The organism is Actinomadura rupiterrae, from assembly GCF_024172125.1.
In the GTDB taxonomy this organism is placed as follows: domain Bacteria; phylum Actinomycetota; class Actinomycetes; order Streptosporangiales; family Streptosporangiaceae; genus Spirillospora; species Spirillospora rupiterrae.
On sequence record NZ_JAMZEA010000003.1, the window covers coordinates 140,828 to 167,546 of the forward strand.

Annotated in this window: 28 protein-coding genes; 18 read left to right on the forward strand and 10 right to left on the reverse strand. The window is 69.5% G+C overall.

Annotation, left to right across the window (positions count from 1 at the left end):
- Positions 1-571: 571 nt before the first annotated feature.
- From FHU30_RS09525 to FHU30_RS09565, 9 genes are all read left to right on the forward strand, one after another.
- Positions 572-1,135, forward strand: coding sequence for a thioredoxin family protein (locus FHU30_RS09525; RefSeq protein ID WP_253874173.1), 564 nt, complete (start codon positions 572-574; stop codon positions 1,133-1,135).
- 155 nt (positions 1,136-1,290) lie between these two features.
- The gene (locus FHU30_RS09530) at positions 1,291-1,653 is read left to right on the forward strand and encodes a hypothetical protein (protein WP_253874175.1); all 363 of its coding nucleotides are present in this window, start codon (positions 1,291-1,293) and stop codon (positions 1,651-1,653) included.
- Between the two features lie 285 nt (positions 1,654-1,938).
- The gene (locus FHU30_RS09535; protein ID WP_253874177.1) at positions 1,939-2,994 is read left to right on the forward strand and encodes a trypsin-like serine peptidase; all 1,056 of its coding nucleotides are present in this window, start codon (positions 1,939-1,941) and stop codon (positions 2,992-2,994) included.
- Between the two features lie 216 nt (positions 2,995-3,210).
- Entirely contained in the window at positions 3,211-4,695 is a 1,485-nt protein-coding gene (locus tag FHU30_RS09540; protein ID WP_253875280.1) for an alpha/beta hydrolase, read from the forward strand.
- Positions 4,696-4,786: 91 nt separating this feature from the next.
- Positions 4,787-5,341, forward strand: coding sequence for a riboflavin biosynthesis intermediates N-glycosidase (gene ybiA / locus FHU30_RS09545; RefSeq protein WP_308211248.1), 555 nt, complete (start codon positions 4,787-4,789; stop codon positions 5,339-5,341).
- A 304-nt stretch (positions 5,342-5,645) separates the two neighbouring features.
- Positions 5,646-6,845, forward strand: coding sequence for an alpha/beta hydrolase family protein (locus tag FHU30_RS46960; protein ID WP_253874179.1), 1,200 nt, complete (start codon positions 5,646-5,648; stop codon positions 6,843-6,845).
- A complete protein-coding gene (locus tag FHU30_RS09555; protein ID WP_253874181.1) occupies positions 6,842-7,174 on the forward strand; it encodes a YnfA family protein in 333 nt (110 codons plus the stop codon). The genes FHU30_RS46960 and FHU30_RS09555 overlap by 4 nt, the downstream gene beginning before the upstream one ends.
- 430 nt (positions 7,175-7,604) lie before the next feature.
- The gene (locus FHU30_RS09560) at positions 7,605-8,378 is read left to right on the forward strand and encodes a transposase family protein (RefSeq protein ID WP_253874183.1); all 774 of its coding nucleotides are present in this window, start codon (positions 7,605-7,607) and stop codon (positions 8,376-8,378) included.
- 48 nt (positions 8,379-8,426) lie between these two features.
- Positions 8,427-8,930 carry a hypothetical protein gene (locus FHU30_RS09565; RefSeq protein WP_253874185.1) on the forward strand — a complete coding sequence of 168 codons (504 nt, stop codon included), beginning with the start codon at positions 8,427-8,429 and terminating at the stop codon, positions 8,928-8,930.
- Between the two features lie 55 nt (positions 8,931-8,985).
- Here FHU30_RS09565 and FHU30_RS09570 read toward each other — a convergent pair whose 3' ends face one another.
- Entirely contained in the window at positions 8,986-9,528 is a 543-nt protein-coding gene (locus FHU30_RS09570; protein ID WP_253874187.1) for a hypothetical protein, read from the reverse strand.
- Positions 9,529-9,733: 205 nt separating this feature from the next.
- Here FHU30_RS09570 and FHU30_RS09575 point away from each other — a divergent pair, with 205 nt between their 5' ends.
- The 6 genes from FHU30_RS09575 to FHU30_RS09600 all read left to right on the forward strand — a co-directional run bounded on the left by FHU30_RS09575 (position 9,734) and on the right by FHU30_RS09600 (position 15,434).
- Positions 9,734-10,333 carry a hypothetical protein gene (locus FHU30_RS09575; RefSeq protein WP_253874189.1) on the forward strand — a complete coding sequence of 200 codons (600 nt, stop codon included), beginning with the start codon at positions 9,734-9,736 and terminating at the stop codon, positions 10,331-10,333.
- Between the two features lie 64 nt (positions 10,334-10,397).
- Positions 10,398-11,348: a prolyl aminopeptidase gene (gene pip, locus FHU30_RS09580; protein WP_253874191.1), complete on the forward strand. Its 951-nt coding sequence runs from the start codon at positions 10,398-10,400 to the stop codon at positions 11,346-11,348.
- Positions 11,349-11,501: 153 nt separating this feature from the next.
- Entirely contained in the window at positions 11,502-12,122 is a 621-nt protein-coding gene (locus FHU30_RS09585; RefSeq protein WP_253874193.1) for a hypothetical protein, read from the forward strand.
- A 152-nt stretch (positions 12,123-12,274) separates the two neighbouring features.
- Entirely contained in the window at positions 12,275-13,045 is a 771-nt protein-coding gene (locus FHU30_RS09590) for a hypothetical protein (RefSeq protein ID WP_253874195.1), read from the forward strand.
- A 41-nt stretch (positions 13,046-13,086) separates the two neighbouring features.
- Complete coding sequence (locus FHU30_RS09595) at positions 13,087-13,782, forward strand: hypothetical protein (protein WP_253874197.1); 696 nt, start codon at positions 13,087-13,089, stop codon at positions 13,780-13,782.
- Positions 13,779-15,434 (forward strand): serine/threonine-protein kinase, encoded by a 1,656-nt coding sequence (locus FHU30_RS09600; RefSeq protein WP_253874199.1) that lies wholly within the window; start codon positions 13,779-13,781, stop codon positions 15,432-15,434. Before FHU30_RS09595 ends, FHU30_RS09600 begins: the two co-directional genes overlap by 4 nt.
- Here FHU30_RS09600 and FHU30_RS09605 read toward each other — a convergent pair.
- Positions 15,402-16,175: a transposase family protein gene (locus FHU30_RS09605; protein WP_253874200.1), complete on the reverse strand. Its 774-nt coding sequence runs from the start codon at positions 16,173-16,175 to the stop codon at positions 15,402-15,404. The genes FHU30_RS09600 and FHU30_RS09605 overlap by 33 nt on opposite strands.
- 162 nt (positions 16,176-16,337) lie before the next feature.
- On the opposite strand from FHU30_RS09605, the gene FHU30_RS09610 reads away from it, so the two are divergent.
- The gene (locus FHU30_RS09610) at positions 16,338-16,520 is read left to right on the forward strand and encodes a hypothetical protein (protein WP_253874202.1); all 183 of its coding nucleotides are present in this window, start codon (positions 16,338-16,340) and stop codon (positions 16,518-16,520) included.
- 66 nt (positions 16,521-16,586) lie between these two features.
- Here FHU30_RS09610 and FHU30_RS09615 read toward each other — a convergent pair whose 3' ends face one another.
- Positions 16,587-16,949 (reverse strand): DUF6210 family protein, encoded by a 363-nt coding sequence (locus FHU30_RS09615; RefSeq protein WP_253874204.1) that lies wholly within the window; start codon positions 16,947-16,949, stop codon positions 16,587-16,589.
- Between the two features lie 141 nt (positions 16,950-17,090).
- Here FHU30_RS09615 and FHU30_RS09620 point away from each other — a divergent pair, with 141 nt between their 5' ends.
- On the forward strand, positions 17,091-17,864 hold the full coding sequence (locus FHU30_RS09620) for a transposase family protein (protein ID WP_253874200.1): 774 nt from the start codon (positions 17,091-17,093) through the stop codon (positions 17,862-17,864).
- 68 nt (positions 17,865-17,932) lie between these two features.
- Here FHU30_RS09620 and FHU30_RS09625 read toward each other — a convergent pair whose 3' ends face one another.
- The 7 genes from FHU30_RS09625 to FHU30_RS09655 form a co-directional block, all read right to left on the reverse strand.
- Positions 17,933-19,183, reverse strand: coding sequence for an RNA polymerase sigma factor (locus tag FHU30_RS09625; RefSeq protein ID WP_253874206.1), 1,251 nt, complete (start codon positions 19,181-19,183; stop codon positions 17,933-17,935).
- A complete protein-coding gene (locus FHU30_RS09630; protein ID WP_253874208.1) occupies positions 19,180-19,503 on the reverse strand; it encodes a YciI family protein in 324 nt (107 codons plus the stop codon). The genes FHU30_RS09625 and FHU30_RS09630 overlap by 4 nt, the downstream gene beginning before the upstream one ends.
- Positions 19,504-19,548: 45 nt before the next feature.
- Positions 19,549-20,172, reverse strand: a complete 624-nt coding sequence (locus FHU30_RS09635; RefSeq protein WP_253874210.1) for a dihydrofolate reductase family protein — start codon at positions 20,170-20,172, stop codon at positions 19,549-19,551.
- 126 nt (positions 20,173-20,298) lie between these two features.
- Entirely contained in the window at positions 20,299-20,799 is a 501-nt protein-coding gene (locus FHU30_RS09640; protein WP_253874212.1) for a DinB family protein, read from the reverse strand.
- Between the two features lie 9 nt (positions 20,800-20,808).
- Entirely contained in the window at positions 20,809-22,314 is a 1,506-nt protein-coding gene (locus FHU30_RS09645) for a flavin-containing monooxygenase (RefSeq protein WP_253874214.1), read from the reverse strand.
- 376 nt (positions 22,315-22,690) lie between these two features.
- The gene (locus FHU30_RS09650) at positions 22,691-23,998 is read right to left on the reverse strand and encodes a GH1 family beta-glucosidase (protein ID WP_253874216.1); all 1,308 of its coding nucleotides are present in this window, start codon (positions 23,996-23,998) and stop codon (positions 22,691-22,693) included.
- A 99-nt stretch (positions 23,999-24,097) separates the two neighbouring features.
- On the reverse strand, positions 24,098-24,811 hold the full coding sequence (locus FHU30_RS09655) for a TetR/AcrR family transcriptional regulator C-terminal domain-containing protein (protein ID WP_253874218.1): 714 nt from the start codon (positions 24,809-24,811) through the stop codon (positions 24,098-24,100).
- Between the two features lie 68 nt (positions 24,812-24,879).
- Here FHU30_RS09655 and FHU30_RS09660 point away from each other — a divergent pair, with 68 nt between their 5' ends.
- On the forward strand, positions 24,880-26,709 hold the full coding sequence (locus FHU30_RS09660; RefSeq protein ID WP_253874220.1) for an FAD-dependent monooxygenase: 1,830 nt from the start codon (positions 24,880-24,882) through the stop codon (positions 26,707-26,709).
- Positions 26,710-26,719: the final 10 nt, after the last annotated feature.

Here is a 26,719-nt window from a genome sequence, read left to right on the forward strand (position 1 = left end):
GCCCAACGGCCCCAGTTACCAACCGCCTTCCGTACGCCCGTCCGCGTCCTGGCCTCCCGCTCGCCGCACGCCGAGGCCGCAACCTGCCCGCACGCTTGCCGCACATCCGAACTGCGCACCTCATCCGCGCTTGCCGGACGCCATGTCCTGCGCCTGCCGAACCCCTGCAGCACGTCCGACCACGCTGGCCCGGCAGGCTTGGCACACCCGCGCTCCGCGCACCGCCCAGCGCCCGCCGCCCGCCGCCCGCCGCCCGCCGCACCCTCACCCCGCGCTGCGCGCTCTGCCCAACGCCTGCCAAACCCTCACCCGCGCCTGCCGCCTGGCCGCGGCAGCACTGACTACGCGTCCAGCCCACAGCCCTGACCGTGCGCCTGACCTTGCATCCGCCGGACGGCTCGCCTCGCGCTTGCCGAGCACGTGCAGCGTGACCGGGTCGTGGACGTCCCGCGACTGACTGGTCAGGTTTACGCGGGCGGACGGGTTGGCCGGATCCGGCAGCAAGGCGCGCCGCTCCCCAGATCGGGCGCTACTGTCGTCCCACGATTTGATCTTGAGGAGCCCGTCCCCCATGCCCGCGAAACCCCTCGTGCTGGCCGTCGCCTCGCTCCTGGCGGTGGCGTCCTGCGGAACCGCCGCCTCCCGCAAAAGCGTCGCGGATCGGGCGCCCGTACCCGAAACGCCGGCGTCCACCGCTCCGCCGAGCCTCTCCCCGAGCCAGTTGGCCAAGGTTCTCAAGGACACGCCGACCGGGTACGACCCGTCCCGCAACGCGCCGTCCGACATCTCGGCCGCGCTCGTGAAGGCCCGGACCGACAAGCGGCCCGTCCTCCTCGACTTCGGCGCGGACTGGTGTCCGGAATGCCGGGCCATGCTGCGCGTCTACCGGGAGGACGAGGTCCTGCCGATGCTCAGCCGCTATCACGTGGTCGCGGTCAACGTCGGGCGCTTCAACCGGAACCTGGACGTGGCGCACCGCTACGGCCTGTCCGTTCAGCGGACGGGCATCCCGGCGTTCGTCGTCCTGGCGCCGTCTGGGGAGGTCAAGGTCGTGACGGAGGAGAGCGCCTTCACGGGCGAGGAGTCCGTGACACCTCGGAAGGTGAACACCTTCCTGAGCCACTGGTGGCAATGAACCTCTCCTGGGCGGCATCACTGAAGTTCCGTCCGCCGCGAGCAACGCTTCGAACGTGCTCGGCCGTTTCGGCGGCAGCGCTGCTTCTCGCGGGCGCCGCTTGTTCGGCATCGCACGGGGCGACGTCCCAGCACTTCGCCGAGGGCGGCGTCGAGGTGACGATCACGGTGGACGCGTCCAAGGCCACTGCGGTCTTCCGGCCGACCCGGCCCGGGTTCCACCTGTACAGCAGCGACCTTCCACCGGACGGCGTCCAGGGTTTGGGTGTTCCGACACGGTTCCTTGTGGGCGGCGGACTGGCCGCAACGGCGCGTCCGACCGCCGACAAGGCCGTCCGGCCACTTCTGCTCAGGGAGCTGAACGTGACGTTGCGGGTCTATCCGGACGGTCCGGTCACGTTCACGCTTCCCGTGCGCCGCTCCGGCCATTCGGGCACTGCGACCGTTTCCTATGGAGCGTGCAGCGCCACGACCTGCATGGCCCCGGTCACGGATCACATCACCCGCTTCACCTACTGACGGTGGCCTCTTCCGGTCCCGGATGTCGCGGAGCGTGCGGACGACGGCACCAGGGGTGGACGGTCCGATCTCACGGAATCGGCGCAACGCGCGCGCAAAAGGCACGTCCCACCAGGCCAGCGGCCCAGGGCCAGCGCATCCGGGACAGGTGAACGCGGCGTTCACTTTGGTAGTAATTCATCGCATGTGGCGCGATTGGCGTAAGTTGACGCACGTGCCCCAGGTCGGTTGGCTTGGGGCTTTCATCACGGCTGTCACCGATCCCTCTACGGAAAGGCCAGTTGGGTGCGTCCCTCCAAGACCCGACTTCTCATCGCGGGCGGCGCCGCCGGCGCGCTCGCCATCGGCGGCGGGGTGGCTTACGCCGCCACCGGCTCCTCGCCCACGCACGACGCCGGGAAGGTGTCGGCGCCGTCCTCGACCGGCCCGGGCATCATCTCCAAGGACTTCGGCTCGGGGATGTCCGCGCAGGCGAACCTCGACATCTCGAAGATGAAGCTGAAGCCGATGCCGGTGCCCGCGGGCCAGGCCGGCGGCGTGACGGCCGAGTCGGCCGACTCGCAGACGCTGAACGTCGACGGCTCGCTGCCCGAGAACTCCCCGGACTCGCTCAGCGCCCAGGGTTCGGTCACCGCCGCCAGCTCCACCGCGAAGGTCTGGACGCGGCACGGCAAGGCCCCCGCGCGGACGATCGGCCGCCTGGTCGCCACCGACGACGGCAAGACCGGCTACTTCTGCACGGCGACCGTCATCACGTCCCACAACAAGTCCACGGTGTGGACGGCCGGACACTGCGTCCACAAGGGACACGGCGGAGCGAACGGGTTCTTCAAGTACTACGCGTTCCAGCCCGACTTCAACCAGGGCAAGAGCCTCGGCACCTACTACCTCAACGCCATCCGCGTGATGGCGCCGTGGGCGAACAACCGCGACCTGCACTACGACTTCGCCGCGTTCACCGTGAAGAAGCACGGCCGGACGCCGATCCAGTCGGTCACCGGTGCGCAGGGCGTGAGCTTCGGCTACAAGCACCGCAAGTACCCGTTCGTGTCGTTCGGCTACCCGGACCACGCGCTGCCGTCGGGCAAGCACCTCGGCATCGACCGGCTCTGGTACTGCTCCGGGACGAGCTTCGCGTCGAACTACCCGTCCGGCGGTCTCGGCATGTGGTGCAGCATGGGTCCGGGCGCGAGCGGCGGGCCGTGGCTGTACGGGATGAAGAGCAACGGGATCGGCCGGGTCGCGGGCATCAACAGCACGCACATGACCAAGACGCTGCAGATGAACTCGCCGTACCTCGGGTCGGCGGCGATCAAGCTGTACAAGGCCATCCAGGGCTGACGTCCCCAGAGCGGACGTTCTGAATGGCGGAGTCCCGTCGCCCCTTCGCGGGCGGCGGGGCTCTTCATTTGCGCGAGGCGGACTCGGATCTGCGCGCCGGGGCTCTGGTTTTTCTTTTCGGACGTCCGGTGATGACCCAATCGTGACCTCGTCCCGAGATCATCTCCGTGTCCCCGCAGGCCCCCATCCCACAGGGAGTCCTTTTCCGTGACCCGAATGGGCCGCACGGCGGGATTCGCCGCGGCAGCCGCCCTGGTGGCGGCGGTGCCGCTGGTGTCCGCGCCGGCGCAGGCCGCGTCCCCCGCCAAGATCACCTGGAAGCGCTGCGCCGACGACCACTCCGCGCAGTGCGGCACGCTCACCGTTCCGATCGACAGGGCCCGTCCGAAACTCGGCGGCATCAAGCTCGCCGTCGCCCGGGCCAAGGCCACCGACCCCCAGCACCGCCTCGGGACGATCTTCGTCAATCCCGGCGGACCGGGCGGGTCGGGCATCGACTTCGTGCTCGACCGCGCCGGACTGTCCCGTGAAGTGCGCAAACACTATGACATCGTCGGGTTCGACCCGCGCGGTGTCGGCGGGAGCCATCCCGTCAAATGCGGCAAGCTCGGCAAGGCCCCGGCGCTGTACCCGCAGAACGAGGCCGAGTTCCGGAAGCTGAAGTCCTACCAAGGCGCGCTCTACAAGGCGTGCCGCAAGAACACCGGTCCCATGTACGACCACATGGGCGCCACCGATTTCGCGCGCGACATGGACGCCGTCCGCGCGGCGATCGGCGAGCAGCGCATCACCTATTACGGCGTCTCCTACGGGACCTGGCTCGGGCAGCGGTACGCCGAGCTGTTCCCGGGCCGCCTGAAGGCGATGGTCGTGGACGGCACGATGGACCACACCGTCGTCGGCGCGTCCCGTTTCACCTCGGACGAGTCGCGCGGGCTGGAAGCGGCATATGCGCAGTTCGCCCGCTGGTGCCCGACGTCCAAGTACTGCGCCATCCGCGGCAAGAACCCGTGGAAGGTGCTGGACTCGCTGATGAAGCGGGCTGCGGCGGGCACGCTGCACGACATCGACTCGTCCAAGATCCGGCTCACGCCTGCCGGGATCGCCCAGATCGTCCGGACGACCATGTACGACCCGATCGCCTGGAACGAGCTGAGCGAGGAGTTCCGCGAGCTGTCCCGCCAGAAGGCCCGCAAGGTCAAGGGTGCGCGGACGGCCGTGTCCCCGGACGGGCGGTTCGCCGGGATCATGTGCTCGGACTGGACGTTCCCGGTCCGCAGTTACAAGGACCTGGCGGGCATGTGGTCCGCCAACCGGAAGGCCGCGCCGCACCTCGGGACGAGCCCGCTCGGCTACGAGGCGGTCGTCGCGTGCCTGGGACGTCCCGGCGGTGCCGACCGGCAGCGCCCGTCCCGCATCCCGGCGTCCGTGCCCGTGGTGGTGCTCGGCGGGATCGGCGACCCCGCGACCGTCTACCCGTGGGCGCAGGGCGTGAACCGGCAGGTCACGGGCTCGTCCCTGGTCACCTACCAGGGCGCCGGGCACGGTTCGTACGGGCTCAGCCCGTGCGTCCGGAAGTCGGCGGACGCCTACCTGCTGGCCGGGACGCGTCCGGCGGCGGGTGCGCACTGCCCGCCCGTCCTCCCGGACTACAGCTCGCAGAGCGCGCGCCGTCCCGCGCCGGAGCCGCTGCGGTTCTGACGCAGGTCGTACGAGCCCCCGGCCGGTTTTCCGGCCGGGGGCTCGCCTTATCCGATTGCGCCGGTCACGGCTCGTCCGCCAGGCTCGGGGGATGACCATGGACGAGCTCCTCGAACTGGAGAAACGCGATGAACTCCCCAAGTTCGTCCTGTTCTGGGGAGGGACGCAGCCGAAGGGGTGCCTGAGCCAGTGGTACCCGTCGCCGTTCACGGTGGACGGCGTGGAGTACCCGACGGCCGAGCACTACATGATGTGCGAGAAGGCGCGACTCTTCGGGGACGAGGAGTCCGTCGCGAAGATCCTCGAATCGCCCGATCCCGGACGCGCCAAGGCGATGGGCCGCAGCGTGCGCGGGTTCGACGAGGACATGTGGGTCGCGAACCGCTACGACATCGTCCGCCGCGGCAGCTTCGCCAAGTTCGACGCGAACCCTGACCTGTGCGGCTTCCTGCTCTCGACGGGCGGGAAGGTACTCGTGGAGGCCAGCCCGCTGGACCGAATCTGGGGTATCGGCTACGACGAGCACGCCCCGCAGGCGGTGCGCCCGTCGCAGTGGCGCGGGCTGAACCTGCTGGGCTTCGCCCTCATGGACGCCCGCGAGGAACTCCGCCGCACCTCCCCCGACCGCCTCCGCCGCAACACCTGACCGCCAAGCCTCCAGCAACACGCGAAGCCTGACGGCGGGGGTCTGCGGCACCGCCGCGACGCTTGGCGTCCGGACTCCCGACAGCGGCGCGAAGCCTGACGGCCGGGCTTCCGGCACCGCCGAGACGCTCGGCGGGCAAGCTTCCGGCGGCGGCGCTACGCCTTACGGCGGGGCCTGCGGCACCGCCGCGACGCCTCACGCCCGGGGTTCGGGCAGTGGCGCGAAGGCCGACCTGCCAGGCTTCCGGCAAGGATCTTCGGGCGGGGGGACGCAGCATCGGCTGACCTCCGTTAACGTCAGGTTCGTGTCACTCCGAAACGCCGCGTCCGCCGCCAAGCCCGCCAAGCCCTCGCGCCGCCGGAGCCCGGCGCGGCTCGCGGTGTCGGGGGTGGTCGCCGTGCTGCTCCTGGCGTTCGCGGCGTCCATCGCGATCGGCTGGTACTTCTCGGGCGTGGCCACCCAGGTGACTCACGAAACCCCCTACGACCTGCGGGTCCGTGCCGTGGCGGACGGGACGGTCACGCTCCCCCGGACGCCGGCGACCGAGCGGCGCGGCGTGTTCGGGCTGGCGTGGTCGGGCGGCGGCCGGGCGATCGTCGGCGACGTGGTCAAGAAGGGCGAGTCGATCGCGGGCATCGACACGGGGACGGTCGTCCGGAAGGTGCTGTCGGTGCCGTCCGGAAAGCTGGAGTCGGGCCTGGCGGTCGGGCTGGACCACTGGGTCTACGGCGGCGACCCCAAGTCGGCGCTCGGCCTGGACTTCCAGAACGTCACCTACCCGTCGCAGGTCGGCGCAATGCCCGCGTGGCTGCTGCCGGGCCGGACGAAGAGCTCCACGTGGGTGATCGCCGTGCACGGCCGCAACGCCGACCGCGCCGAGACGTTCCGCGTGATGAAGACCGTCCATGACACGGGCATGCCGATGCTTTCGATCGCCTACCGGAACGACGAGCACGCGCCGTCGGCTCCCAATGGCCGGAATCTGCTCGGCTCGAAGGAATGGAACGACGTCGCATCTGCCGTCGCCTATGCACGTTCACAGGGCGCAACAGGCGTAGTCCTATACGGATGGTCCATGGGTGGGTCGATGGTGATGTCCACCCTCCGCAACGCCCCGGACGCGTCGTTCATCCACGGCGTCGTGCTGGACTCGCCCGTCCTCGACTGGAAGGCCACGCTTTACAAGCAGGGTGCGTCGCGCCACCTGCCGAGCATGGAGACCAACGTCGCGATGCGGATGCTGAAATGGCGTTACAGCATCGACCTCGGCGCCATGGACATGCGCCCTTACGCGCCGCACCTGAAGACCCCGGTGTTGCTTTTCACCGCCGATGACGACGAGACCGTCGACAACGGCCCGTCAGACGAGTTCGCCCGCAAGGCCCCCGCCGGAATCGTCACCCACCTTTCGGCGTCCGGAGCCGACCACACCGAAGCCTGGAACGTCGACTCGTCCGTTTACGAGAAGGCGCTGACCGGCTTCCTCGGAAAGACCGCGGCGTGACCGTCCTGCGGTCGCTGGCACTGTTCGCCCTGGCCGCAGTCGCCGAGATCGGCGGTGCATGGCTGGTCTGGCAGGGCGTCCGGGAACACCGCGGCGCGGCCTGGATCGGCGCAGGCGTCATCGCACTCGGCCTTTACGGATTCGTCGCCACGCTCCAACCGGACGCCCATTTCGGCCGCATTCTCGCCGCCTACGGCGGCATCTTCGTCGCCGGCTCCCTGGCCTGGGGAATGCTGGTGGACGGCTATCGCCCCGACCGCTACGACATCCTAGGCGCCCTGGTCTGCCTGATCGGCGTAGCCGTAATCATGTACACCCCACGCCCCTGAACTCCTGCTACTAGCCACTCGCCCGCTCCGTTCGAGAGGGTGGCGGTCAATCCCAGGAGGCTGTGGTCTACGAATACGGCTACCTCGGCGGAGTGCAGAAGGTGGGGCATCTCGACGGAGTGCAGAAGGTGGGGCATCTCGACCTCCCGGCACCGATGTTACGGGGCGCGGTCGTCGGTTTCTGAACCTTGGCGTGGTTCTGGGCGTCCTAGATGGTGTGCGGGATCTTTTGAGGACGCTCGCTCCGGGGGCGACGGCGCTGGTCGCGGTGGCTCTCGTTCTCGGGCTGGCCAGTGAACCTTTTCCAGCAGCCTCTTCAAGGCTGCTGATCACAGCATGATCGCGGGCGGCGTGGCTGGCCGTGGACGTGAAGAAACCCCTGGTAGGAGAGGGGTCTCTGACCTCCGCCCCCCACAACCAGAGGTTTCACGTGCTTTTCTATCGTGCTTCGCTGCCGTTGTCGCGTTCGACTCTGAACTACCTGACCGGTCTCGTCCGGCGGGAGCGGACGAAGCTGAAGAGCAAGGGCCGGGCTTTGAACGCGGGGCAGCAGGCGCTGATGACGCTCGCATACTTGAAGAAGGGCGATACGTTCGCGCAGCTCGCGGCAGGTTTCGGGGTCGGGACGACGACCGCGTGGAGGTATGTGAACGAGGTCGTGGCTTGGCTGTCGGCCCGCTCACCCAAGCTCGGCACCACACTCGCCAGGGCGAAGAAAGACGGGCTGGGACATCTGATCCTGGACGGCACTCTCATCGCGACCGACCGCCTCCGCGCCGACCGGCTCTTCTACTCGGGCAAGCATCACAAGCACGGCGTGAACCTGCAGGTAATTGCCGGCCCGTACGGGCAGATCGTGTGGGTGTCGGGTGCGGTACCCGGCTCGATCCACGACCTGAAAGCGGCCCGGAACTGGGGAATCATCCGCGCCCTGGCAGCGTGCGGGCTGCCGGTCCTGGCCGACAAGGGCTACGTCGGCGCCGGTCCCGCGATCATCGTTCCTTACAAGGGCAGGAACAAGCCCGCCTCCCAGAAACAAGCCGACCGGGCCCACGCCAAGCTCCGCGGACCAGGTGAACGCGGAAACGCCCAGCTCAAGTCATGGAAGATCCTCACCAAGCTCCGCTGCTGCCCCTACCGCGCCGGCCACCTCGCCAAGGCCATCAGCGTCCTACAAAACCGCGAGGCCGCCCTCGCCCCGTGATGGAAAAGGCTCAGTCTGCGCGCCGACGGGCCCTCCGGGTGGTATTGGGTGCCGCTCGAAATCCTGATGTTCGTGCTGGCGTTTCTCCTCGGCACGATCGGCATTCTCGGAACGGCGCTGGAGTCTGATCTCAGCGTGAGCGCCTGGGTACTGATCGCCGTCACCTTCATCAGCGGCATCGCCCTTTACGTCGCGGTGACCGACAGCGCGCTCGCCCACCGCGGGACGGTTCAGGTCTGCCAGGTCACGGACGTGAAGGAGCGTGTCCGGGTCGAATCCGGTGGCGACAATGCGACCACGACCACCGACTACGTCCACAAGCTGCGGTGCCCGTCCGGCGGGCCGTCCCAGGTGACGACCAGCCGGCGGGAGGCGTCCGCCGGGGACCGGATGTCGGTCACCTCCGACCCGCGCCACCGCATCCCGCCGAAGCCGACGAAGGACGTCTGGCACTTCGCGATCCCGCTGTGGGCCTGGTTCCTCGCGGGAACCGGAATCCTCTTTCTGGCTCCTCTGGAGGCGGCCGTTCGCGCCGCTTTCCGGCGGCGATGACCGGAAATGCGAACGCCCCGTCCGCGCCTGGACGGGGCGTTGCGCAGCGCGAGGGTCAGCTGCCCGCCCAGACGCGGTAGCTGCCGTTGAAGGCGCCCATGACGTCGGCGTACGGGCGGTAGTTCCTGCCGTTGCCGGTGTAATAGAACTTGTACTGCGACTTGGCCAGCACGGTCGCCCAGGTGCTGTCGTGCGTGAGCGAGTGCTGCGTCCAGCCGCGCATCCGCCAGACCCGCTTGTTGTAGGTGTAGGCGGACCGGTTCACCCGCGCCGAGTTGACGTGCAACCCGTCGTAGCACCAGGTCAGGCGGGTCTTCACGTAGATCAGCCAGCGCCCGTGCCGGGACGACTTGCGGCCCTGCGTCCGCTCGACCCAGCGGCAGGACGCCGCGTGCACCGGCGCTGCAGCCAGCGTCATCTGACCGGAACCGCGGGCCAGCTTCTGCGCGGCGGCACCGGTGATCGTGCCGTGCGTGACCGTCGTTGCCTCGACCCCGGAACCGCCGGTGGGCGTGGCCGCGCCCGCCGGGAGGGCCGTCCCGGCGACACCGGCCACGATGGCCCCGGACGTGACGGCGACTGCGGCGAACTTTCGCATGTGCATCTCTCCTCGCAAGGGGGGACGGCGCGTCACGCAGACGATAGCGTTTGTTTGAGCGGACGCGAGGGTGTCGCTCCCCACACCCGAATCACCGAACCGGGCCGTCCGGATCCGCGTCTAACGCTCGCGCCGGAGATCGTCCATCCGTCCCGCGGCGCACCCGACGCAGCCCTCTGCCCCGCCACGCCGAACGGAGACCGACGTGGACAGGACCCTCCCCCTCCTCCGCGCGACCGGCGTCGTCGCCGTCGGCGCGCTCGCCATCGGTGGCCTCGTGCTCGTCGGCTGGCTCGACTATTTCGGTCCGCACGTCCCTCTGCTCGGACCGGTCGCGGGACTGCTCGCGATCGCCCTCGGCGTCGTCGGACCGGCGCTGCTCGGTCGCCAGCCCTTCACGTCCATCGCCCTGCTCATCGCGCTGCCGCTCGCCGGGTTCGCCTTCCACAACGCGGCCGAGGGCCACGTCCTGCCGGCCCGCGGCGTCACCGCGTCCTGCCAGGTGGACGACGTGAGCAGCAAGTCCGCCGAGGTCCAGGACGGCTCGGTCGAGAACGGCACCAAGACCGTGACGCGGCACCTGCAACGGCTGCGCTGCCCGTCCGGCGGCCCGTCCAGCCTGAATTCGGACAAGCCCCTCGCCGCCAAAGGCTCAACCGTTTCGGTCACCTGGGACCCGAAACACCGGGTTGCGGCTCGTCCGGCCCGCGACGTCCACGGTTCGCTGCTCTGGCCGTCCGTCCTGGCCGTCGCGCTGTTCCTGCTGACCTGCACCGCCATCCCCGGCGCCCTGCGGCGGAACTGATACCGGCACTTCCGGCACATCACCAACCGTTGTCCCTTCGACCCCAAACGAGAGGACGCGCGCGATGTATCCCCCGATCGAACCGCACACCCACGGCATGCTCCCGGTCGGCGACGGCCAGGAGCTGTACTGGGAGGAATGCGGCAACCCGGACGGCAAGCCCGCCCTCTTCCTGCACGGCGGCCCCGGCGGCGGCCTGCTGCCGAACGCGCGGTCCTGGTTCGACCCCGACGCCTACCGGATCATCCTGTTCGACCAGCGCGGATGCGGTCGCAGCACACCGCACGCCGGGGACGTCCACACCGACCTCACGACCAACACGACCGCGCACCTGCTCGCCGACATCGAACTCCTCCGCGGACACCTCGGTGTCGACCGCTGGCTACTGTTCGGTGGCTCCTGGGGTAGCACCCTCGCCCTCGCCTACGCCCAGCGCCACCCCGATGCGGTCAGCGAGATCGTCCTACGCGGCGTCTGGCTCCCCGACCTCGCCGCCGACACCGCCTGGGCGACCGGCCCGCACGGCGCGGCCCGCCTCTTCCCCGAGGACTACGCCCGCCTCCGCGACTACCTCCCGCTCGCCGAACGCGACGACCTCACCACCGCCTACGGCCGCCGCCTGAACGACCCCGACCCGTCCGTCCACGTCCCCGCCGCCCGCGCCTGGGGCGCCTGGGAGATCGCCGCGAACACCCTCCTGCCCGTCCCGCCCCCGATGCTGGACGACGCGACCCTCATCGCGTTCAGCCGCATCCTGCACCACTACTTCAGCCGCCAGTGCTTCCTCGGCGCGGACGAGCTGTTCGACGGCATCGACAAGATCCGCCACATCCCGGCCGTCATCGTGAACGGCCGCTACGACATGAAGACCCCGCCGGACGCCGCGTTCGCCCTGCATCGCGCCTGGCCCGAAGCCGACTTCCACCTCGTCGAGGACGCCGGCCACGGCGGCTCCGAACCCGGCACCCGCGACCTCCTCGTCCAGGCCACCGACCGCTTCCGTCCACCCGCTTGACCCCTCACCGGCATGCCCGAGGTGCCCGGCTCCCACCCTCGTGACCAGCTCGTGGAAACCTTTCGGCAACGGAACTCTTCACTCGCAACATGCACCTCTGTAAGCTTTCGCGCGTACTCCGCCCCGTTGTCAGCAATGCGGCCAGGGATAGCGATGCACAGCCGGTCGGTACGTTCGTCCCCCGCAGGGACCCCCCGAGCCGTCCGCCGACGCGCCGGCCTCACCGCGGTCGCGGCCGCCCTCCTGCTGGCCTCGGCCTGCGGCGGCTCCCACAAGGACGGCGGCTTCGCCCCGAACGGCAAGTTCGACAACGCGGGCCGCACCTCGTCCCCGGACCTCCCGTCCGCGAGCGGCCCCGGCCTCCCGCCGACCCTCACCCCGCAACAGGTCGACCAGGCCGTCCTCGACGCCTACCGCCGCTTCCAGCAGACCTACCAGCAGGTCTACCAGAACAACGACCCCACCCCCCTGGCCCAGGTAGCCGCCGACCCCCTGCTGACCAAGGTCACCAACGACGTCCAGGCCACCAAGGCCAAGGGCGAGATCTGGCGCTTCGTCAACATCTCCAACCCCCGCATCTACGCCCGCACCAAACCCGGCACCAAGGTCTTCATCATCGACTGCATGCGCACCCTCGCCGCGTATCGGTTCTCCGCCGCGACCGGCAAACGCATCGGCGGAGGCGATGGCGCCGCCTTCGTGCAGCGGACGGGCCTCAAGTACGTGGACGGTGTCTGGAAGGTCTACGACAGCGTCCGGGACAACCAATGCTGAAGCCCCCGTTCCTTCGTCCGGCCGCTCCCCGCAACTCTGCCCTTGCGTGCCAGGACGTTCCCCACAGAAGTACCGCCCGGACCAGCTCGAATCCGGACCCGCATGCCGCACCGCGCCGCCCCCGCCCGGCGGTAGGCAGGTAAGGAGCCCTCATGTCCCCCACATCCTTCGCGGCACGACCAGCCGTCCGCGCGGCTTCTCTCTGCGCCGCCGCCGTAACGGCCGGGGCTCTGCTCTTCTCCGGCACGGCTTACGCCGACCCGTGCGGTAACGGCGGCGGCGGCAAGTTCGGATGCGACTGGGGTTCGCCCGGCGGGGGCTCGGGAGGAGGCGGCGGTGGAGGGGGAGGCGGTGGAGGCGGCTCCACTGGCGAAATCCCTACCGCGCCCGGAGCGAACGCCGGCGGCCTCCCTGGCGCCAACGGCAACGGCCCCGCCGCGGGCCCTGCCCCTGTCAGCACGCTCGACCTGGCCCAAAGGGCCGCGAACAGCGCCGAACTCCATACCCCGAAAGTGCACACCGCCCCCTCCGGGAAGACCTACGTCAAAGTCAAGACGGCCTTCTGGGTGGACGGGTTCGAGCCGGTCTCCACGCCTCCGCAGACGGCCGCGAACCAGACCGTCACGGCGGTGGCGACACCGGCGCGTGTCGAGTGGCAACTCGGGGATCCGGTGCAACCGCATATGACTTGCGACGACGGCGGAACCAAGGACGGCAGCACCTGCAGCCACACCTACGAGCGTTCCTCGACCGGAGCGCCGGGCGGCGCTTTCCAGATCACGGCGACGATCGTCTGGACGATCCACTGGACGTGCGAAGGGACCGGCTGCGCCCAACCTGGAGGCGATCTGGCCCCGATGCAGATGACCTCGCCCCAGACACCGCTGACCGTGGGCGAGATCCAGACCGGCAACCGCCAATGAGGCCGTCCAGCACCGCAGGCATCACGCTGGCCCTGGTAGCCGTGACGGCAGTGTCCGTCAGCGGATGCGGCGGCGGCCACCACAAGGCCAGCGCCCCCCGCACCTCGGCGTCCACGTCGGCGCCGCCGCCTCCACCGCCCACCTACGCACAGGCACAGGTGAGCGCCGCCTTGCTGACGCCGAAGGAGATCGGCGGGGACATCTCCCGGATCGAGCTCGCGGTGGACGCCCTCAAGCACGACCAGTTCCCCTCGTGCTCGTTGTCCTCCCTCAAACTGCCCGGAGCCCCGAAGCTCGCGCTGCGGCAGTACACCAACAGCGCGAAGGGCAAGGGGGAGGTCAAATACGCCCAGGCGTTCGCGCTCTACGGCGACGCGACTTCGGCGGCCTCGGCCTTCGACTTCATCAAATCAAAGTCGATGGCCTGCCCTGCCAAACACCACACGCCCAAACGCCCCCTCACTGAGGACACCTTCATCCTGCCTCACGAGGACATCTGGAAGGCCACCCAGGACACCGTCGGGCAGTGGGCTCACGTACGCGGGACAGAGCAAGAGCTGTTCTCTCGCGACGTGTCCAAATACAACCTGTTCCACTATTTCTACGACTACACCCAGCGCGGAAACCTCGTCATCGGCACGCTCTACTGGGAGCGCACTGAGCCCAAGGGCTCTCCTGACCCCATCGCGCAGCGCGCCACCGCCCTCCTGACGAAGCAGCTCAACAAGCTCGGATGAATCCGTCCGAGCGAGCCGACAACGCTGCGCCCGGAGAACCGAACGGACGCGGGCTCAGCGGATATACCGAGCTCAGGGAGTTGGGCGCGGGGGCACAGGGGCGGGTCGTGCTCGCGGTGCGCGACGGGGATCGTCGGCCGGTGGCGATCAAGTACCTCACCGCGGACGGTCGTGGTGATCCGCGGTTACGGGAGACGTTCCGGAGGGAGGCGGCCCTCCTTCAGCGAGTTGTGAATCCGCATGTCGCGCGGCTGCTCGACTATGTCGAACGGCCGGAGGGTTCGGCGATCGTCATGGAAGCGGTCTCCGGGCGGTCGCTGCGGGCGGTGCTCGACAGCCATGACGGGCCGCTGGCTCCCGAGGCCGCATTGCTTACGCTCAAAGGTTCCCTGCTCGGTCTCGCCGCGGCGCATGACGTCGGTGTCGTCCATCGCGACTACAAGCCGGGCAACGTGCTCGTCCAGGACGACGGCGTCAGCAAACTCATCGACTTCGGGGTCGCGGTCCTTACAGGTCAGTCCGGAGTCGCCGGAACACCGGCTTACATGGCTCCCGAACAGTGGTACGGCCAGGCGGCGTCGCCCGCGACGGACATTTATGCCGCCACTTGCGTCTTCGTCGAATGCGCCACGGGACGCAAGCCTTTCCGAGCCGAGACTCTGGACGAGCTGCGCACGCTTCATCTGCACCAGTGGCCCGCGATGGACGAGATCCCCGAGGAGCTTCGTCCGTTGGTGGCTCATGGCTTGGCGAAGGATCCGGCAAAGCGCTTGTGGAATGCCAACACCTTCATTGGGGAGCTGGAGTCTCAAGCGGTTCGCAGGTACGGGCCAGACTGGGAGCGGCGCGGGATCATCTCGCTCGCGTCCGTGGCAGCGCTTGTCGGATCGGCGGTACCGGCCGCGCTGTTGGGCGGCGCTTTCATCGCGTCCGGAAGCACTTCAGCGGCGACCACAGCTGGAGCCTTGTCGACGGGTGCTGTCGGACAGGGCGCCTCGGCGGCTGGAGGATCCGCCCATGCGGTCGCCGGCTCACAGGCCGCCGCGAAGCTCGGCGCCTCCAGCACGAAAGGCGTGCTCTCCAAGGTCGGTGGGACGAAGGGGGCCGCTGCGATCTGCGGTGTGGGAGCCACGGCGGCGGTCGCGACGGTCCTCCTGTGGCCGTCCGGGCCGACGGTGGGAGGTCGAGAGAGCGGAACGTTCGTGCTCTCGTTCACGCACCCGGACGTCCTGCTCGGGCAGCCCAACATGCCCGCCTCCGAGACGCCGTACATGCGCTTCCAGATCACGGTCACTCCGGCCCGTGCGCGCCCTGGAAGCGAAGTCAAAGTGGTGACGGTCTTCAATGCGAGGTCACCGTTCGGAGTGGCTTACTCGCCCGGCGGGCAGCGCCGCTGCTATGGGGAGAAGAACCATCCTGCCGGGGTCGTGAAGTCCTACGACTTCGGAATCGGCCAGGGCGATGGGAAGAAACGCGCGCCGACTCAGGGGACCGTGGCTCTCTTTCCCGTCCCGCCCAACAGGCCCGGCGTGGTCCCCAGAGGCGTCGGTCAGATCATCGAGGCGGTCCGGCAGGAGAGCGAGAACCACCAGCCATATTCACTGAGTGAGCCTTTTCCATCACGGGGCGAGGGCGGCCTCGCGGTTTTGTAGGACGCTGATGGCCTTGGCGAGGTGGCCGGCGCGGTAGGGGCAGCAGCGGAGCTTGGTGAGGATCTTCCATGACTTGAGCTGGGCGTTTCCGCGTTCACCTGGTCCGCGGAGCTTGGCGTGGGCCCGGTTGGCTTGTTTCTGGGAGGCGGGCTTGTTCCTGCCCTTGTAAGGAACGATGATCGCGGGACCGGCGCCGACGTAGCCCTTGTCGGCCAGGACCGGCAGCCCGCACGCTGCCAGGGCGCGGATGATTCCCCAGTTCCGGGCCGCTTTCAGGTCGTGGATCGAGCCGGGTACCGCACCCGACACCCACACGATCTGCCCGTACGGGCCGGCAATTACCTGCAGGTTCACGCCGTGCTTGTGATGCTTGCCCGAGTAGAAGAGCCGGTCGGCGCGGAGGCGGTCGGTCGCGATGAGAGTGCCGTCCAGGATCAGATGTCCCAGCCCGTCTTTCTTCGCCCTGGCGAGTGTGGTGCCGAGCTTGGGTGAGCGGGCCGACAGCCAAGCCACGACCTCGTTCACATACCTCCACGCGGTCGTCGTCCCGACCCCGAAACCTGCCGCGAGCTGCGCGAACGTATCGCCCTTCTTCAAGTATGCGAGCGTCATCAGCGCCTGCTGCCCCGCGTTCAAAGCCCGGCCCTTGCTCTTCAGCTTCGTCCGCTCCCGCCGGACGAGACCGGTCAGGTAGTTCAGAGTCGAACGCGACAACGGCAGCGAAGCACGATAGAAAAGCACGTGAAACCTCTGGTTGTGGGGGGCGGAGGTCAGAGACCCCTCTCCTACCAGGGGTTTCTTCACGTCCACGGCCAGCCACGCCGCCCGCGATCATGCTGTGATCAGCAGCCTTGAAGAGGCTGCTGGAAAAGGTTCAGTGAATGTGCTTACCTGAGCAGGTTCGTGGAGACGAATACGTTCATCATGCCGTCCTCGAAGGTCGTGAAGCCCGGCAAGTACCTGCTTGCCGAGAGCAATGCTCCGCGCATCACGAAAACGTCCCGCGAGAACGTGACCCTCTCCCCTGAATCCGCGGGCGCCACCGCAAGCGGCAGCCTCCCGCTCTTCACGGTGCTCAAGGGCTGACCACCCGTCGCGAGGGCGGGTGCAATCGCGGCGTTTACTCCTGGAGTTGGCGGGCTGTGGGCGGGCTTAGTCGGAGTTGTACCAGAGGAGGATTCCGGGGCCGTCGGGGGTTTGGACGGGGATCCAGGCTTCGTCGGCTTCGCGGATTCGGGAGTCGTCGAGTTTTAGGGTGTGGGGCTCCTCGGTGTGGCCGTCGCAGGCCCAGTAGGTGACGCCTTCGATTGTGGTGCGGAGTTTTGCGTGCTCGTCGGCCGTCCAGGTGTGGTTCCAGGTGCCTGCGCCGCGGAAGTGGTCTTCGAACAGGGTGCGGAGTTCGGGGAGGGCGTCGCCGGCGAACAGGGGGACGAGGAATCCTTCTATCTGGCCTTGGCGGCAGGCCGTGCCGCCATATTGCTGCTGGTAGAAGACGCCGGTTTTGGCTTCGACCACTACATAGAACCTTTTCCAGCAGCCTCTTCAAGGCTGCTGATCACAGCATGATCGCGGGCGGCGTGGCTGGCCGTGGACGTGAAGAAACCCCTGGTAGGAGAGGGGTCTCTGACCTCCGCCCCCCACAACCAGAGGTTTCACGTGCTTTTCTATCGTGCTTCGCTGCCGTTGTCGCGTTCGACTCTGAACTACCTGACCGGTCTCGTCCGGCGGGAGCGGACGAAGCTGAAGAGCAAGGGCCGGGCTTTGAACGCGGGGCAGCAGGCGCTGATGACGCTCGCATACTTGAAGAAGGGCGATACGTTCGCGCAGCTCGCGGCAGGTTTCGGGGTCGGGACGACGACCGCGTGGAGGTATGTGAACGAGGTCGTGGCTTGGCTGTCGGCCCGCTCACCCAAGCTCGGCACCACACTCGCCAGGGCGAAGAAAGACGGGCTGGGACATCTGATCCTGGACGGCACTCTCATCGCGACCGACCGCCTCCGCGCCGACCGGCTCTTCTACTCGGGCAAGCATCACAAGCACGGCGTGAACCTGCAGGTAATTGCCGGCCCGTACGGGCAGATCGTGTGGGTGTCGGGTGCGGTACCCGGCTCGATCCACGACCTGAAAGCGGCCCGGAACTGGGGAATCATCCGCGCCCTGGCAGCGTGCGGGCTGCCGGTCCTGGCCGACAAGGGCTACGTCGGCGCCGGTCCCGCGATCATCGTTCCTTACAAGGGCAGGAACAAGCCCGCCTCCCAGAAACAAGCCAACCGGGCCCACGCCAAGCTCCGCGGACCAGGTGAACGCGGAAACGCCCAGCTCAAGTCATGGAAGATCCTCACCAAGCTCCGCTGCTGCCCCTACCGCGCCGGCCACCTCGCCAAGGCCATCAGCGTCCTACAAAACCGCGAGGCCGCCCTCGCCCCGTGATGGAAAAGGCTCATAGAACCAGCCGTCGGCCATGCCGTCGGGGTCGAGGAAGACGTACCGTCGGTCGGTCATGGCGGACAGTCTCTCTGGAGTTGGTTGCGGCGGCGGGTTAGGGCGGCGGTTTCGGCGGTGTTGCCGGCTAGGTCGATGGCTTTGTCGTAGGCCGCTCGGGCTTGGTCGGACTGGCCGAGGCGGCGTAGGAGGTCGGCGCGGGTTGCGTGGTAGGCGTGGTATCCGTCGAGTTTGTCTGCGAGGCGGTCGATGGTCGCCAGGGCGACCTGCGGGCCGTCCAGTTCGGCTAGGGCGATGGCGCGGTTGAGGGCGACGATCGGAGACGGGTCGAGGCGGACGAGCTGGTCGTACAGGGCGAGGACCTGCGACCAGTCGGTGTCGCGGATGTCGCGGGCGCTGGTGTGGACGGCGTTGATCGCCGCGAGGATCTGGTAGCGGCCCGGGGCCGTCCCGGCGGCGGCCGCGGCCAGGCGTTCGCGTACCAGGCGGTGTCCTTCGGCGATCAGCGCGGTGTCCCAGGCGCCGCGGTCCTGCTCGGCGAGGGGGACGAGTTCGCCGGTGGACGAGACGCGGGAGGTCCGGCGGGCCTCGGTGAGCAGCATCAGCGCCAGGAGGCCGGCCACCTCGCCGTCCTGCGGTAGCAGGGCGCGGATCAGGCGGGTCAGGCGGATCGCCTCGGTGGTCAGGTCGTGGCGTACCGGGTCGGTGTCGGGGCCGGTCGCGAGGTAGCCCTCGTTGAACACCAGGTACAGGACGGCCAGGACCCCGGACAGGCGGGCCGGGAGGTCCTCGGCGGACGGCATCCGGTAGGGGATGCGGGCCGCTTTGATCTTGGCCTTCGCGCGGGTGATCCGCTGCCCCATGGCGGGCTCGGCGACCAGGAAGGTGCGGGCGATCTCCGGCACGGTCAGGCCGCCGACCATCCGCAGCGTCAGCGCCACCCGGGCCTCGGTCGCGAGCGCGGGATGGCAGCAGGTGAAGATCAGCCGGAGCCGGTCGTCGTCGATCGCGCCGAAGGGCTCGGGCGGGGTGTCGTCGTGCACCATGCGAGCCTCCTTGTGCTTGTCGTCGCGCTTACTCTCCCGGCGGATCCGGTCGATGGCCTTGCGGCTCGCGGTGGTGGTCAGCCAGGCGCCGGGGTTGGGCGGCACGCCGTCGTCCGGCCACCGCTCGACGGCGGTCGCGAACGCCTCGGCGGCCGCCTCCTCGGCGATGTCGAGATCGCCGAATTTTCTGGCCAGGCCGGCGACCACGCGCGCCCACTCCTCGCGGTGGACGCGGGTGATCGCCTCGTGGGTGTCGCTCACTGGAACGGACGCACCTCGATCTTGCGGTCGCAGACCTTCGACGCCTCGGCCGCGAGCTTGAGCACGACGTCCAGATCGGGGGCCTCCCAGATCCAGAAGCCGGCGAGGTACTCCTTCGACTCCAGGAACGGCCCGTCGGTGAGCACCGCCTGCTCGCCGCGGTTGTCGACGACCGTGGCCGCGTCGGTGTCGGCGAGCCCGCCCGCGAAGACCCAGTAGCCGTCCTCGATGAGCCGCTCGTTGAACACGCTGATGGCGGGCTGCCGGTCCGTGCTGCCGGGGTTGCTCTTGTCGTCGATCACGGAAACCAGGTACTGCATTTTCGCCTCCACCTGTGTCGGTGCCTTCGTGTTCGCCGGTCTGGGTCAGGGCGCCGTCGGGTACTGCGGGCGCCCGGCCGGGCGGAAGGTCTGGATCGTGACACCGTTCGAGTCGACGCGCGAGTCCAGCAGGTCGAGCGCGATGTCCGGGCCGGCGTCCGGGAGCAGGCGCTTGCCCTGGCCGAGCACCACCGGGACGGTGATCAGGGTCATCTCGTCCACCAGCTCGTTCGCCAGCAGCCACTGGACCAGCGTGCCGCTGCCGTGCACCTGCAGCTCGCCGCCCGGCTTGGCCTTCAGCTCCCGGACGGCCGTGGCGAGGTCGTCCGGCAGGACGGTCGTGCCTTCCCAGGTCGGGTCGGTGAGCGTGCCCGACGCCACGTACTTGGGCTTGGAGTTGAGCGAGCGCATGACGCGCTCCCAGCCGGGGACGTCCTTCTCGGACAGCGTGCCCCAGGATGCGTGGAACAGCTCGTAGGTCCGGCGGCCGAACAGGTACGCGTCGGCGCGCTGGTAGGCCTCGTTGATGAACTCCTGGGTCGAGCCGTCGCCCTTCCCCAGGGCCCAACCGCCGCGCTCGAACCCGTTCCGGCGGTCCTCCTCCGACGCACCGCCGTTCCCCTGGACGACGCCGTCGATGGTGACCTGGGTGATGGTCGTCAGCTTCATGATCGCGAATCCTTCCCCTGGGCGCCGCCCCTTGCGGCCGGCCTCACCACTGCCACGAACGCCGCCACCCCGATCCGACAGCGCCGGCCAGAGAATTTTGAATTTCCTTGGCAGGGCGATCGCGGGTCAGGGGGAGGTGAGCTGCTCGCGGAGGATGTCGGCGTGGCCGGCGTGCCGGGCAAGTTCTTCGATCATGTGGACGTAGATCCAGCGCAGGGTGACGCGGCGGTCGTCGAAGGCGATCTCGTCGTCCAGGGCGAAGCGGGCGGCGATCGCGCGCGACTCGGCGCAGGTGGCGCAGTAGGCGGCGATCACGTCCGGTATGCGGACGTCGCCGGGGACCTGCCAGCTGGCGTCCTGGCTGCTGCGCGGTCCGTCGATCTCCTCCCAGGGACGGCCGTCCAGGACGTACTGGAACCAGCTTCGCTCGTCGGCCGCGCAGTGGCTGACCAGGCCGATCGGGGTCGTGAGGGAAGGGACGAGCCGGGTCCGCGCCTGGGTTTCGTCGAGGCCGTCGAGGCCGTTGGCGATGGTGTCGCGGTAGTGATCCAGGAACGCTTCGAGGACGTCCCTCTCATTGTTAGAGGTTGTAACTGCTGCGATACGCTCGAACGGATCCTTCACCATGGAGCGAAGCTACCGCGGTGTCGCGCTCGTTCCGGAGTATGCGTAGTCGTCCAGGGGGAAGCTTCGGCTGCGGCGTCTCGCGGGAGCGGTGTTGATCGGGCGCAGCCAGGGGGCGTCGCCGTGCTCGTCGAAGTAGTAGCTGTTGGCGTCCGCGCAGTTGCCGTTGAAGAAGACGGTGTCGGGCATGCGGCTCGCGATCCACGCCATGTACTCGTCGTGCGCGTCCTGGCGGACCTCGACGCGGGTGGCGCGGCGGCGGCGCGACTCGCCCAGGACGCGGATGACGTGCGGGACGACGGCGTCGATCATCTGGAACCAGGAGAGCCCGACGTTCCCGTAAGGGCCGGGGACGAGGAAGAGGTTCGGGAAGCCCGGAACGGCGACGCCTTCGTAGGCCTGCCGGCGGTTGCGGCTCCAGAAGTCGGACAGCTCGCCGCCGTCGCGTCCGACGATCGGGAACGTGATGTCGAAAAGTTTGAAGCCGGTGGCGAGGATGAGCGTGTCGGCGGCGTGCTCGACGCCGTCCCTGTCGCGGACGCCCGACGGCGTGACCCGGTCGATCCCCGCTGTCACCAGGTCGACGTTGGGACGGGTGAACGTCCGCCAGTAGGTGTTCGAGAAGGACGGCCGCTTGCAGCCGAAGCCGTACTGCGGGCGCAGCTTCTTCCGAAGTTTCCGATCACGGACCTGGACGCGCAGGTGCAGCAGGGAGAGCCGCTCCACGACGTCCACCATGGGCTTGGACCTGCGGTGGTGGACGACACCGGTGACCAGCGCCTCCACGAACGCGGTCGTGACCAGGCGGCACAGCCGGTGCAGCGGCGGGAAGGCCCGGATCAGCGCCTGCAGCGGGCGCGGGACGGGCGGGTTGAACTTCGGGAAGACCCAGATCGGCGTCCGCTGGAACACGGTCAGCCGCGTGGAAACATCCGCGATCTCAGGGATGAGCTGGAGCGCCGTCGCGCCCGTCCCGACGACCGCGACGCGCCTGCCGCTCAGGTCGTGGTCGTGGTCCCAGCGGGCGGTGTGCATGACGTGGCCCTGGAACTCGTCCAGGCCGTCCAGGGACGGGACGCTCGGCGTGCTCAGCGCGCCCTGGCAGGAGAGCAGGTACCGGCAGGTCAGCTCGGTGCCGTCCGCGAGCGAGATGCGCCAGTGGTCGCCCGCCTCGTCGAACTTCGCGCCGGTCACCGTGCTGTTCAGGCGCAGGTGCGGACGCAGCCCGAACTGCTCCACGACGCCGTCCGCGTACTGCTTGATCTCGCGCCCGGACGGGTAGAGCCGCGACCAGTCCGCGCGCGGCGCGAAGCCGAACGAGTAGGTGAACGCCGGAATGTCCACGGCGAGCCCGGGATAGGTGTTGTCGCGCCACGTCCCGCCGATGTCGGCGGCCTTCTCCAGCAGGACGAAGCCCTCGATACCGGCCCGTTTCAGGGCGATCGCGAGCCCGATCCCCGCGAACCCCGCCCCGACCACGATCGCCTCGTGCTCGGGCCCCTGCGCCGCCACGGCCATCTCCGCCTCCCGCCACGCCTATTGGACGCGCTGTCCACTAGACGTCGCACGACACGCTAGACGCGACCTCCCGTCCCGTCAACGCCCCCAGCACGCCCAACGCCCCGGCGCGTGGCCGCTCGGCACCCCGGCGCTCGGCGCCTCGGCGCTCGGCGCGTGGCCGCTCGGCGCCCCGGCGCGTGGCCGCTCGGCGCCCGGCGCGTGGCCGCTCGGCGCCCGGCGCGTGGCCGCTCGGCGCCCCGGCGCATGGGCGCTCGGCGCGTGAGCGCTCGGCGCGTGCCCGCTCGGCGCGTGGGGGGCTTGGCCTCGGCGCGTGGGGGCTTGGCCTCGGCGTGTGGGGCTTCGGGGTGGTGCGCCGGGGGTGGGAGCGGTTGGGTCAGGGCTTTGTGGTGCGGATCAGGTCGCGGTACCAGGCGAAGGATGCTTTGGGGGTTCGCTTCAGGGTTTCGTAGTCGACGTGCACGAGGCCGAAGCGCTGGCGGAAGCCTTCGGACCATTCCCAGTTGTCGAGCAGGGACCAGACGAAGTAGCCGCGGACGTCCACGCCCTCGTCCATAGCGGAACGGACGGCGCGGATGTGGCCGTCCAGGTACTCGATGCGGCGTGCGTCGTCCTGCGGGTCGTCGTAGGAGCAGCCGTTCTCGGTGATGAGGACGGGCGGGAGCCGGTCGGCGTAGCGGTTGCGCAGGGAGACGAGGAGGTCGCGCAGGCCCGCGGGGACGACCGGCCAGTCGAAGTCGGTGTGCGGGTAGCCCTCGATGTCGTGCAGCTCGAACGGCAGGTCGGCGGGGAGCTTGATGCCTGCGTAGGTGGATTCGCCCGGCTTCGGGATGCCGACAAGGGATGGGTTGTAGTAGTTGATCCCGTACCAGTCGATCGGGGACGAGATGACCGACAGGTCGTCCTCGACAGGGCCGGGCATCGCCTCGGCGAAGCCGTCCGGGTAGCGGCCGGTGAGGACCGGGTCGGCGAAGAGCCAGTTCATGATGCCGTCGTAGAGGTCGGCGGCGAAGCGGTCCTCGTCGGTGTCGCTCGCCGTCCAGACCGGCGTGTGGGACATCGCGACGCCGATCTGCTCCGCGCCGGCCGCGCGCAGCGCCTGGACGGCCTTGCCGTGCCCGAGCAGCAGGTGGTGCGCGACGGGCAGCGCGTCGAAGACCAGCTCCAGGCCGGGCGCGTGCTCGCCGATGGCGTGGCCGAGCAGGGTGACCTCGGCGGGCTCGTTGATCGTGATCCAGCGCGGGACGCGGTCCTTGAGGCGTTCGGCGACGACGGCGGCGTACTCGGCGAACCGGTCGGCCGTGTTCCGGTCCTGCCAGGAGAGCGAGGTCGGCGTGTCCCAATGGAAGAGGGTCGGCACGGGCGTGATGCCGTGCGCGGCCAGCTCGTCCACCAGGCGGTCGTAGAAGTCGAGGCCGCGCTGGTTGATCTCGCCCGCACCGGACGGCAGGACGCGCGGCCACGAGATCGAGAAGCGGTAGGCGTCGACGCCGAGCTCGGCGAGCAGCGCGACGTCCTCGCGGTAGCGCTCGTAGTGGCCGGTCGCGACGCGCGCGTCCGAGCCGTCCCTGGCGGTCCGCGCGTCCCAGACGGACGGCCCGCGCCCGTCGGCGTCGAACGCGCCCTCGATCTGGAGCGCCGAGGTGGACACGCCCCACAGGAAGTCCGAAGGAAAGCTGCTCACGCGCGCACCCTATCCCCAAACGCAAGAAATATTCACGTTTCGCCCGCAAGATCGCCCCAACCACGTGGCATCCCGCCGCCGGTCGCGATGGGCGGGGGGCTAGGGGTTGGCAGAGGTGGGGGTTTTGGGGATTCGGGTGGCCAGGCCGTCCAGGACGCAGGCGAGGCCGATCTCGAAGGCGGCCTTGGGAGAGAGGTCGTCGGCCTCGACGACGCGGCGGGCGAAGTGGGGGTAGTCGCCGCTTTCGACGACCTCGCGGATGTAGGGGCCCACGCTCGCGCGCCACTCGGACTCGGTCATCCCGGTGCGGCGGGACGCCTGGGCCTCGGCGACCTCGCCGCCCGCCGCGCCGAGGACGTAGGCGGTCACCGTGTCGACGGCGAGGGCGGCGAGCGTCGCATCGGACGTCAGTTGCGCGGCGGCCGCGAGGACGGCGTCGTACTGGCGCAGCGCGTTCGGGCCGAGCGCCGGGCGGCCGGTCAGCTCGGCGCCGAGCCACGGATGCCGCACCAGGAGGGCGCGCAGCCGTCGGGCGGAGGCGGAGAGGTCGGCGCGCCAGTCGCCGGACGGCCCGGGCGGCACGTCCTCGCCCTGGACGGCGTCGATCATCAGGTCGAGCAGCTCGTCGCGGCTCGCGACGTACCGGTAGAGGGACGCCGTCCCGGACCCGAGATCCTTCGCGACGCGCCGCATCGTGACCGCGTCGGCGCCCTCGGCGTCGGCGACCGCGACGGCATGCGCCACGAACCGCTCCACGCTCGGCGCCTGGCGGCGCGGGGCGCGCCGCTCCTTCGTCCACACCAGACCGTCCATTGCGAACATCGTATCCCTGTGGCTACGGTGTATCCATTACGGAAACGCTGTAGCCACAAGGGGGCAACATGATTCTGGTCGCCGGAGCCGGGACGGTCGGGCTGTCCGCCGCGCTCTTCCTCGTCCACCACGGCATGGAGGTGATGGTCGTCGAGCGGCGCGAGGGGCCGGACGTGCATCCGCGCGCCACCGGCGTCGGCCCGCGCACCGCCGAGCTCTTCCGCGAGGCCGGCATCCAGGACGCCGTGAACGCCGCTGCCATCGAGATGACGACCGGCCTCGGCAAGATCACAGCACCGACCCTGGCGTCCGCCGATCTGAAGGCCCTGGCCGCCGCCGCACCGCCGCGCCCCGTCCAGGTGGCGAACCGTTTCGGCGCCTTCTCCCCCGCCGCGCTCCGCGGCATCTGCCCCCAGAACCGCCTGGACGAAGTGCTCCTGAAGGCCGTCCTCGACCGCGGCGTCAAGGTCGCCTACTCGACCGCCCTGACCTCCTTCACGCAGGACGCGACAGGCGTGACCGCAACCCTTGAGGCGGCTGGAGGCGAAGGCGCCTCGGCGTCGGACGCGGCTTGGCGGCGGGAAGGTGAGCCCCGGCATCCGGAAGTTGCCGCTTGGCGGCGGGAAGGTGCGGCTCGGCAGCGCGAGAGCGCAACTCTGCGTCGGGAGACTGCGGCTCGGCGGCCAGAGGACGCGGCTCGCGGGCCGGTGGACTCGGCTCGCGGGCCGGAGGACTCGGCTCGGCGGCCAGAGGACGCGGCTCGGGGCCGGGAAGGTGCGGCTCGACAGCACGAGGACGCGGCCCTGGGGCGGGAGGACGCGGCCCTGGCGGCCCTGGGGCGGGAGGACGCGGCCCTGGGACGGGAGGACGCGGCTCTCGGGCGGGAGGTTGTTCGGGCGGAGTATCTCGTGGCGGCGGACGGGGCGCGGAGTGGTGTTCGCGAGGCGCTCGGGATCGGGGTGTCCGGGCCCGGCGCGCTCGGGGACGCGTTGATGAACATCCTGTTCGAGGCCGATCTCAGTCCGTACACGCGCGGCCATTCGTTCGTCAATTGCGGGACGGACGCGGGGATGCTGATGACGATCGACGGCGAGCGGACGTGGGTCCTGCACGTCCGGCGCGAGGACGGCATGACCGGCGCGCGCTGCCGCGAGCTGGTCCGAGCAGCCGTCGGGGACGACGGGCTCGACGTCAACGTGATCGGCGCGCAGCCGTGGCGGGTGCGCGGGCAGCTCGCCGACCGCTTCCGGGACGGGCGCGTCCTGCTGGCCGGGGACGCGGCGCACACCGTCCCGCCGCTCGGCGCGTTCGGCATGAACACCGGTGTCGCCGACGCGCACAACCTCGCCTGGAAAATCGCCGCCGTGGTGGACGGGACCGCCGGGCCCGGCCTGCTCGACACCTACGAGGCGGAGCGCCGCCCGGTCGGCGCGCTGGCGCTGGAGCAGTCCCTCGTCCGGCTGACCGATCCGCGGTTGCACTGGGGGACGGGCCCGGAGGCCGCCGCAGCACGCGCCGAAGCCGGGGCGGTCAACGCGCCGATCGTGCACCTCGGCTACCGGTACGACTCGTCCGCGATCACCGACGCGTGCACTGACCTGCCGTCCACCGAGGATCTCGTCCTGGACGGCTCCCCCGGCTCCCGCGTCCCGCACCTGTGGGTCGAGGACGGCGTCTCGACACTCGATCTCGTCGCGTCCCGCTTCACGGTCTTCACCAACACCGAAGAATGGGTGAAAGCCGCCGAATCCGCCGACCTCGCCGCCTACCGGATCGAGGCCGAGTGGCTGCCCGAAAACGGCATGCTCCTCGTCCGCCCGGACGGCTTCGTCGCCTTCCGCACCTCCGACCCGTCCACCGACCTGGGCAAGGTGATGCGCCGGCTCCTGGCGAGTTGATCAGAACGAA

What these genes read in the sequence shown, in the direction of transcription:
- FHU30_RS09525 (WP_253874173.1), top strand. Translation starts at nt 572, where the DNA reads ATGCCCGCGAAACCCCTCGTGCTGGCCGTCGCCTCGCTCCTGGCGGTG.
- FHU30_RS09540 (WP_253875280.1), top strand. Translation starts at nt 3,211, where the DNA reads ATGGGCCGCACGGCGGGATTCGCCGCGGCAGCCGCCCTGGTGGCGGCG.
- ybiA (WP_308211248.1), top strand. Translation starts at nt 4,787, where the DNA reads ATGACCATGGACGAGCTCCTCGAACTGGAGAAACGCGATGAACTCCCC.
- FHU30_RS09570 (WP_253874187.1), bottom strand. Translation starts at nt 9,528, where the DNA reads ATGCGAAAGTTCGCCGCAGTCGCCGTCACGTCCGGGGCCATCGTGGCC.
- pip (WP_253874191.1), top strand. Translation starts at nt 10,398, where the DNA reads ATGTATCCCCCGATCGAACCGCACACCCACGGCATGCTCCCGGTCGGC.
- FHU30_RS09585 (WP_253874193.1), top strand. Translation starts at nt 11,502, where the DNA reads ATGCACAGCCGGTCGGTACGTTCGTCCCCCGCAGGGACCCCCCGAGCC.
- FHU30_RS09590 (WP_253874195.1), top strand. Translation starts at nt 12,275, where the DNA reads ATGTCCCCCACATCCTTCGCGGCACGACCAGCCGTCCGCGCGGCTTCT.
- FHU30_RS09600 (WP_253874199.1), top strand. Translation starts at nt 13,779, where the DNA reads ATGAATCCGTCCGAGCGAGCCGACAACGCTGCGCCCGGAGAACCGAAC.
- FHU30_RS09630 (WP_253874208.1), bottom strand. Translation starts at nt 19,503, where the DNA reads ATGCAGTACCTGGTTTCCGTGATCGACGACAAGAGCAACCCCGGCAGC.
- FHU30_RS09635 (WP_253874210.1), bottom strand. Translation starts at nt 20,172, where the DNA reads ATGAAGCTGACGACCATCACCCAGGTCACCATCGACGGCGTCGTCCAG.
- FHU30_RS09640 (WP_253874212.1), bottom strand. Translation starts at nt 20,799, where the DNA reads ATGGTGAAGGATCCGTTCGAGCGTATCGCAGCAGTTACAACCTCTAAC.
- FHU30_RS09645 (WP_253874214.1), bottom strand. Translation starts at nt 22,314, where the DNA reads ATGGCCGTGGCGGCGCAGGGGCCCGAGCACGAGGCGATCGTGGTCGGG.
- FHU30_RS09655 (WP_253874218.1), bottom strand. Translation starts at nt 24,811, where the DNA reads ATGGACGGTCTGGTGTGGACGAAGGAGCGGCGCGCCCCGCGCCGCCAG.
- FHU30_RS09660 (WP_253874220.1), top strand. Translation starts at nt 24,880, where the DNA reads ATGATTCTGGTCGCCGGAGCCGGGACGGTCGGGCTGTCCGCCGCGCTC.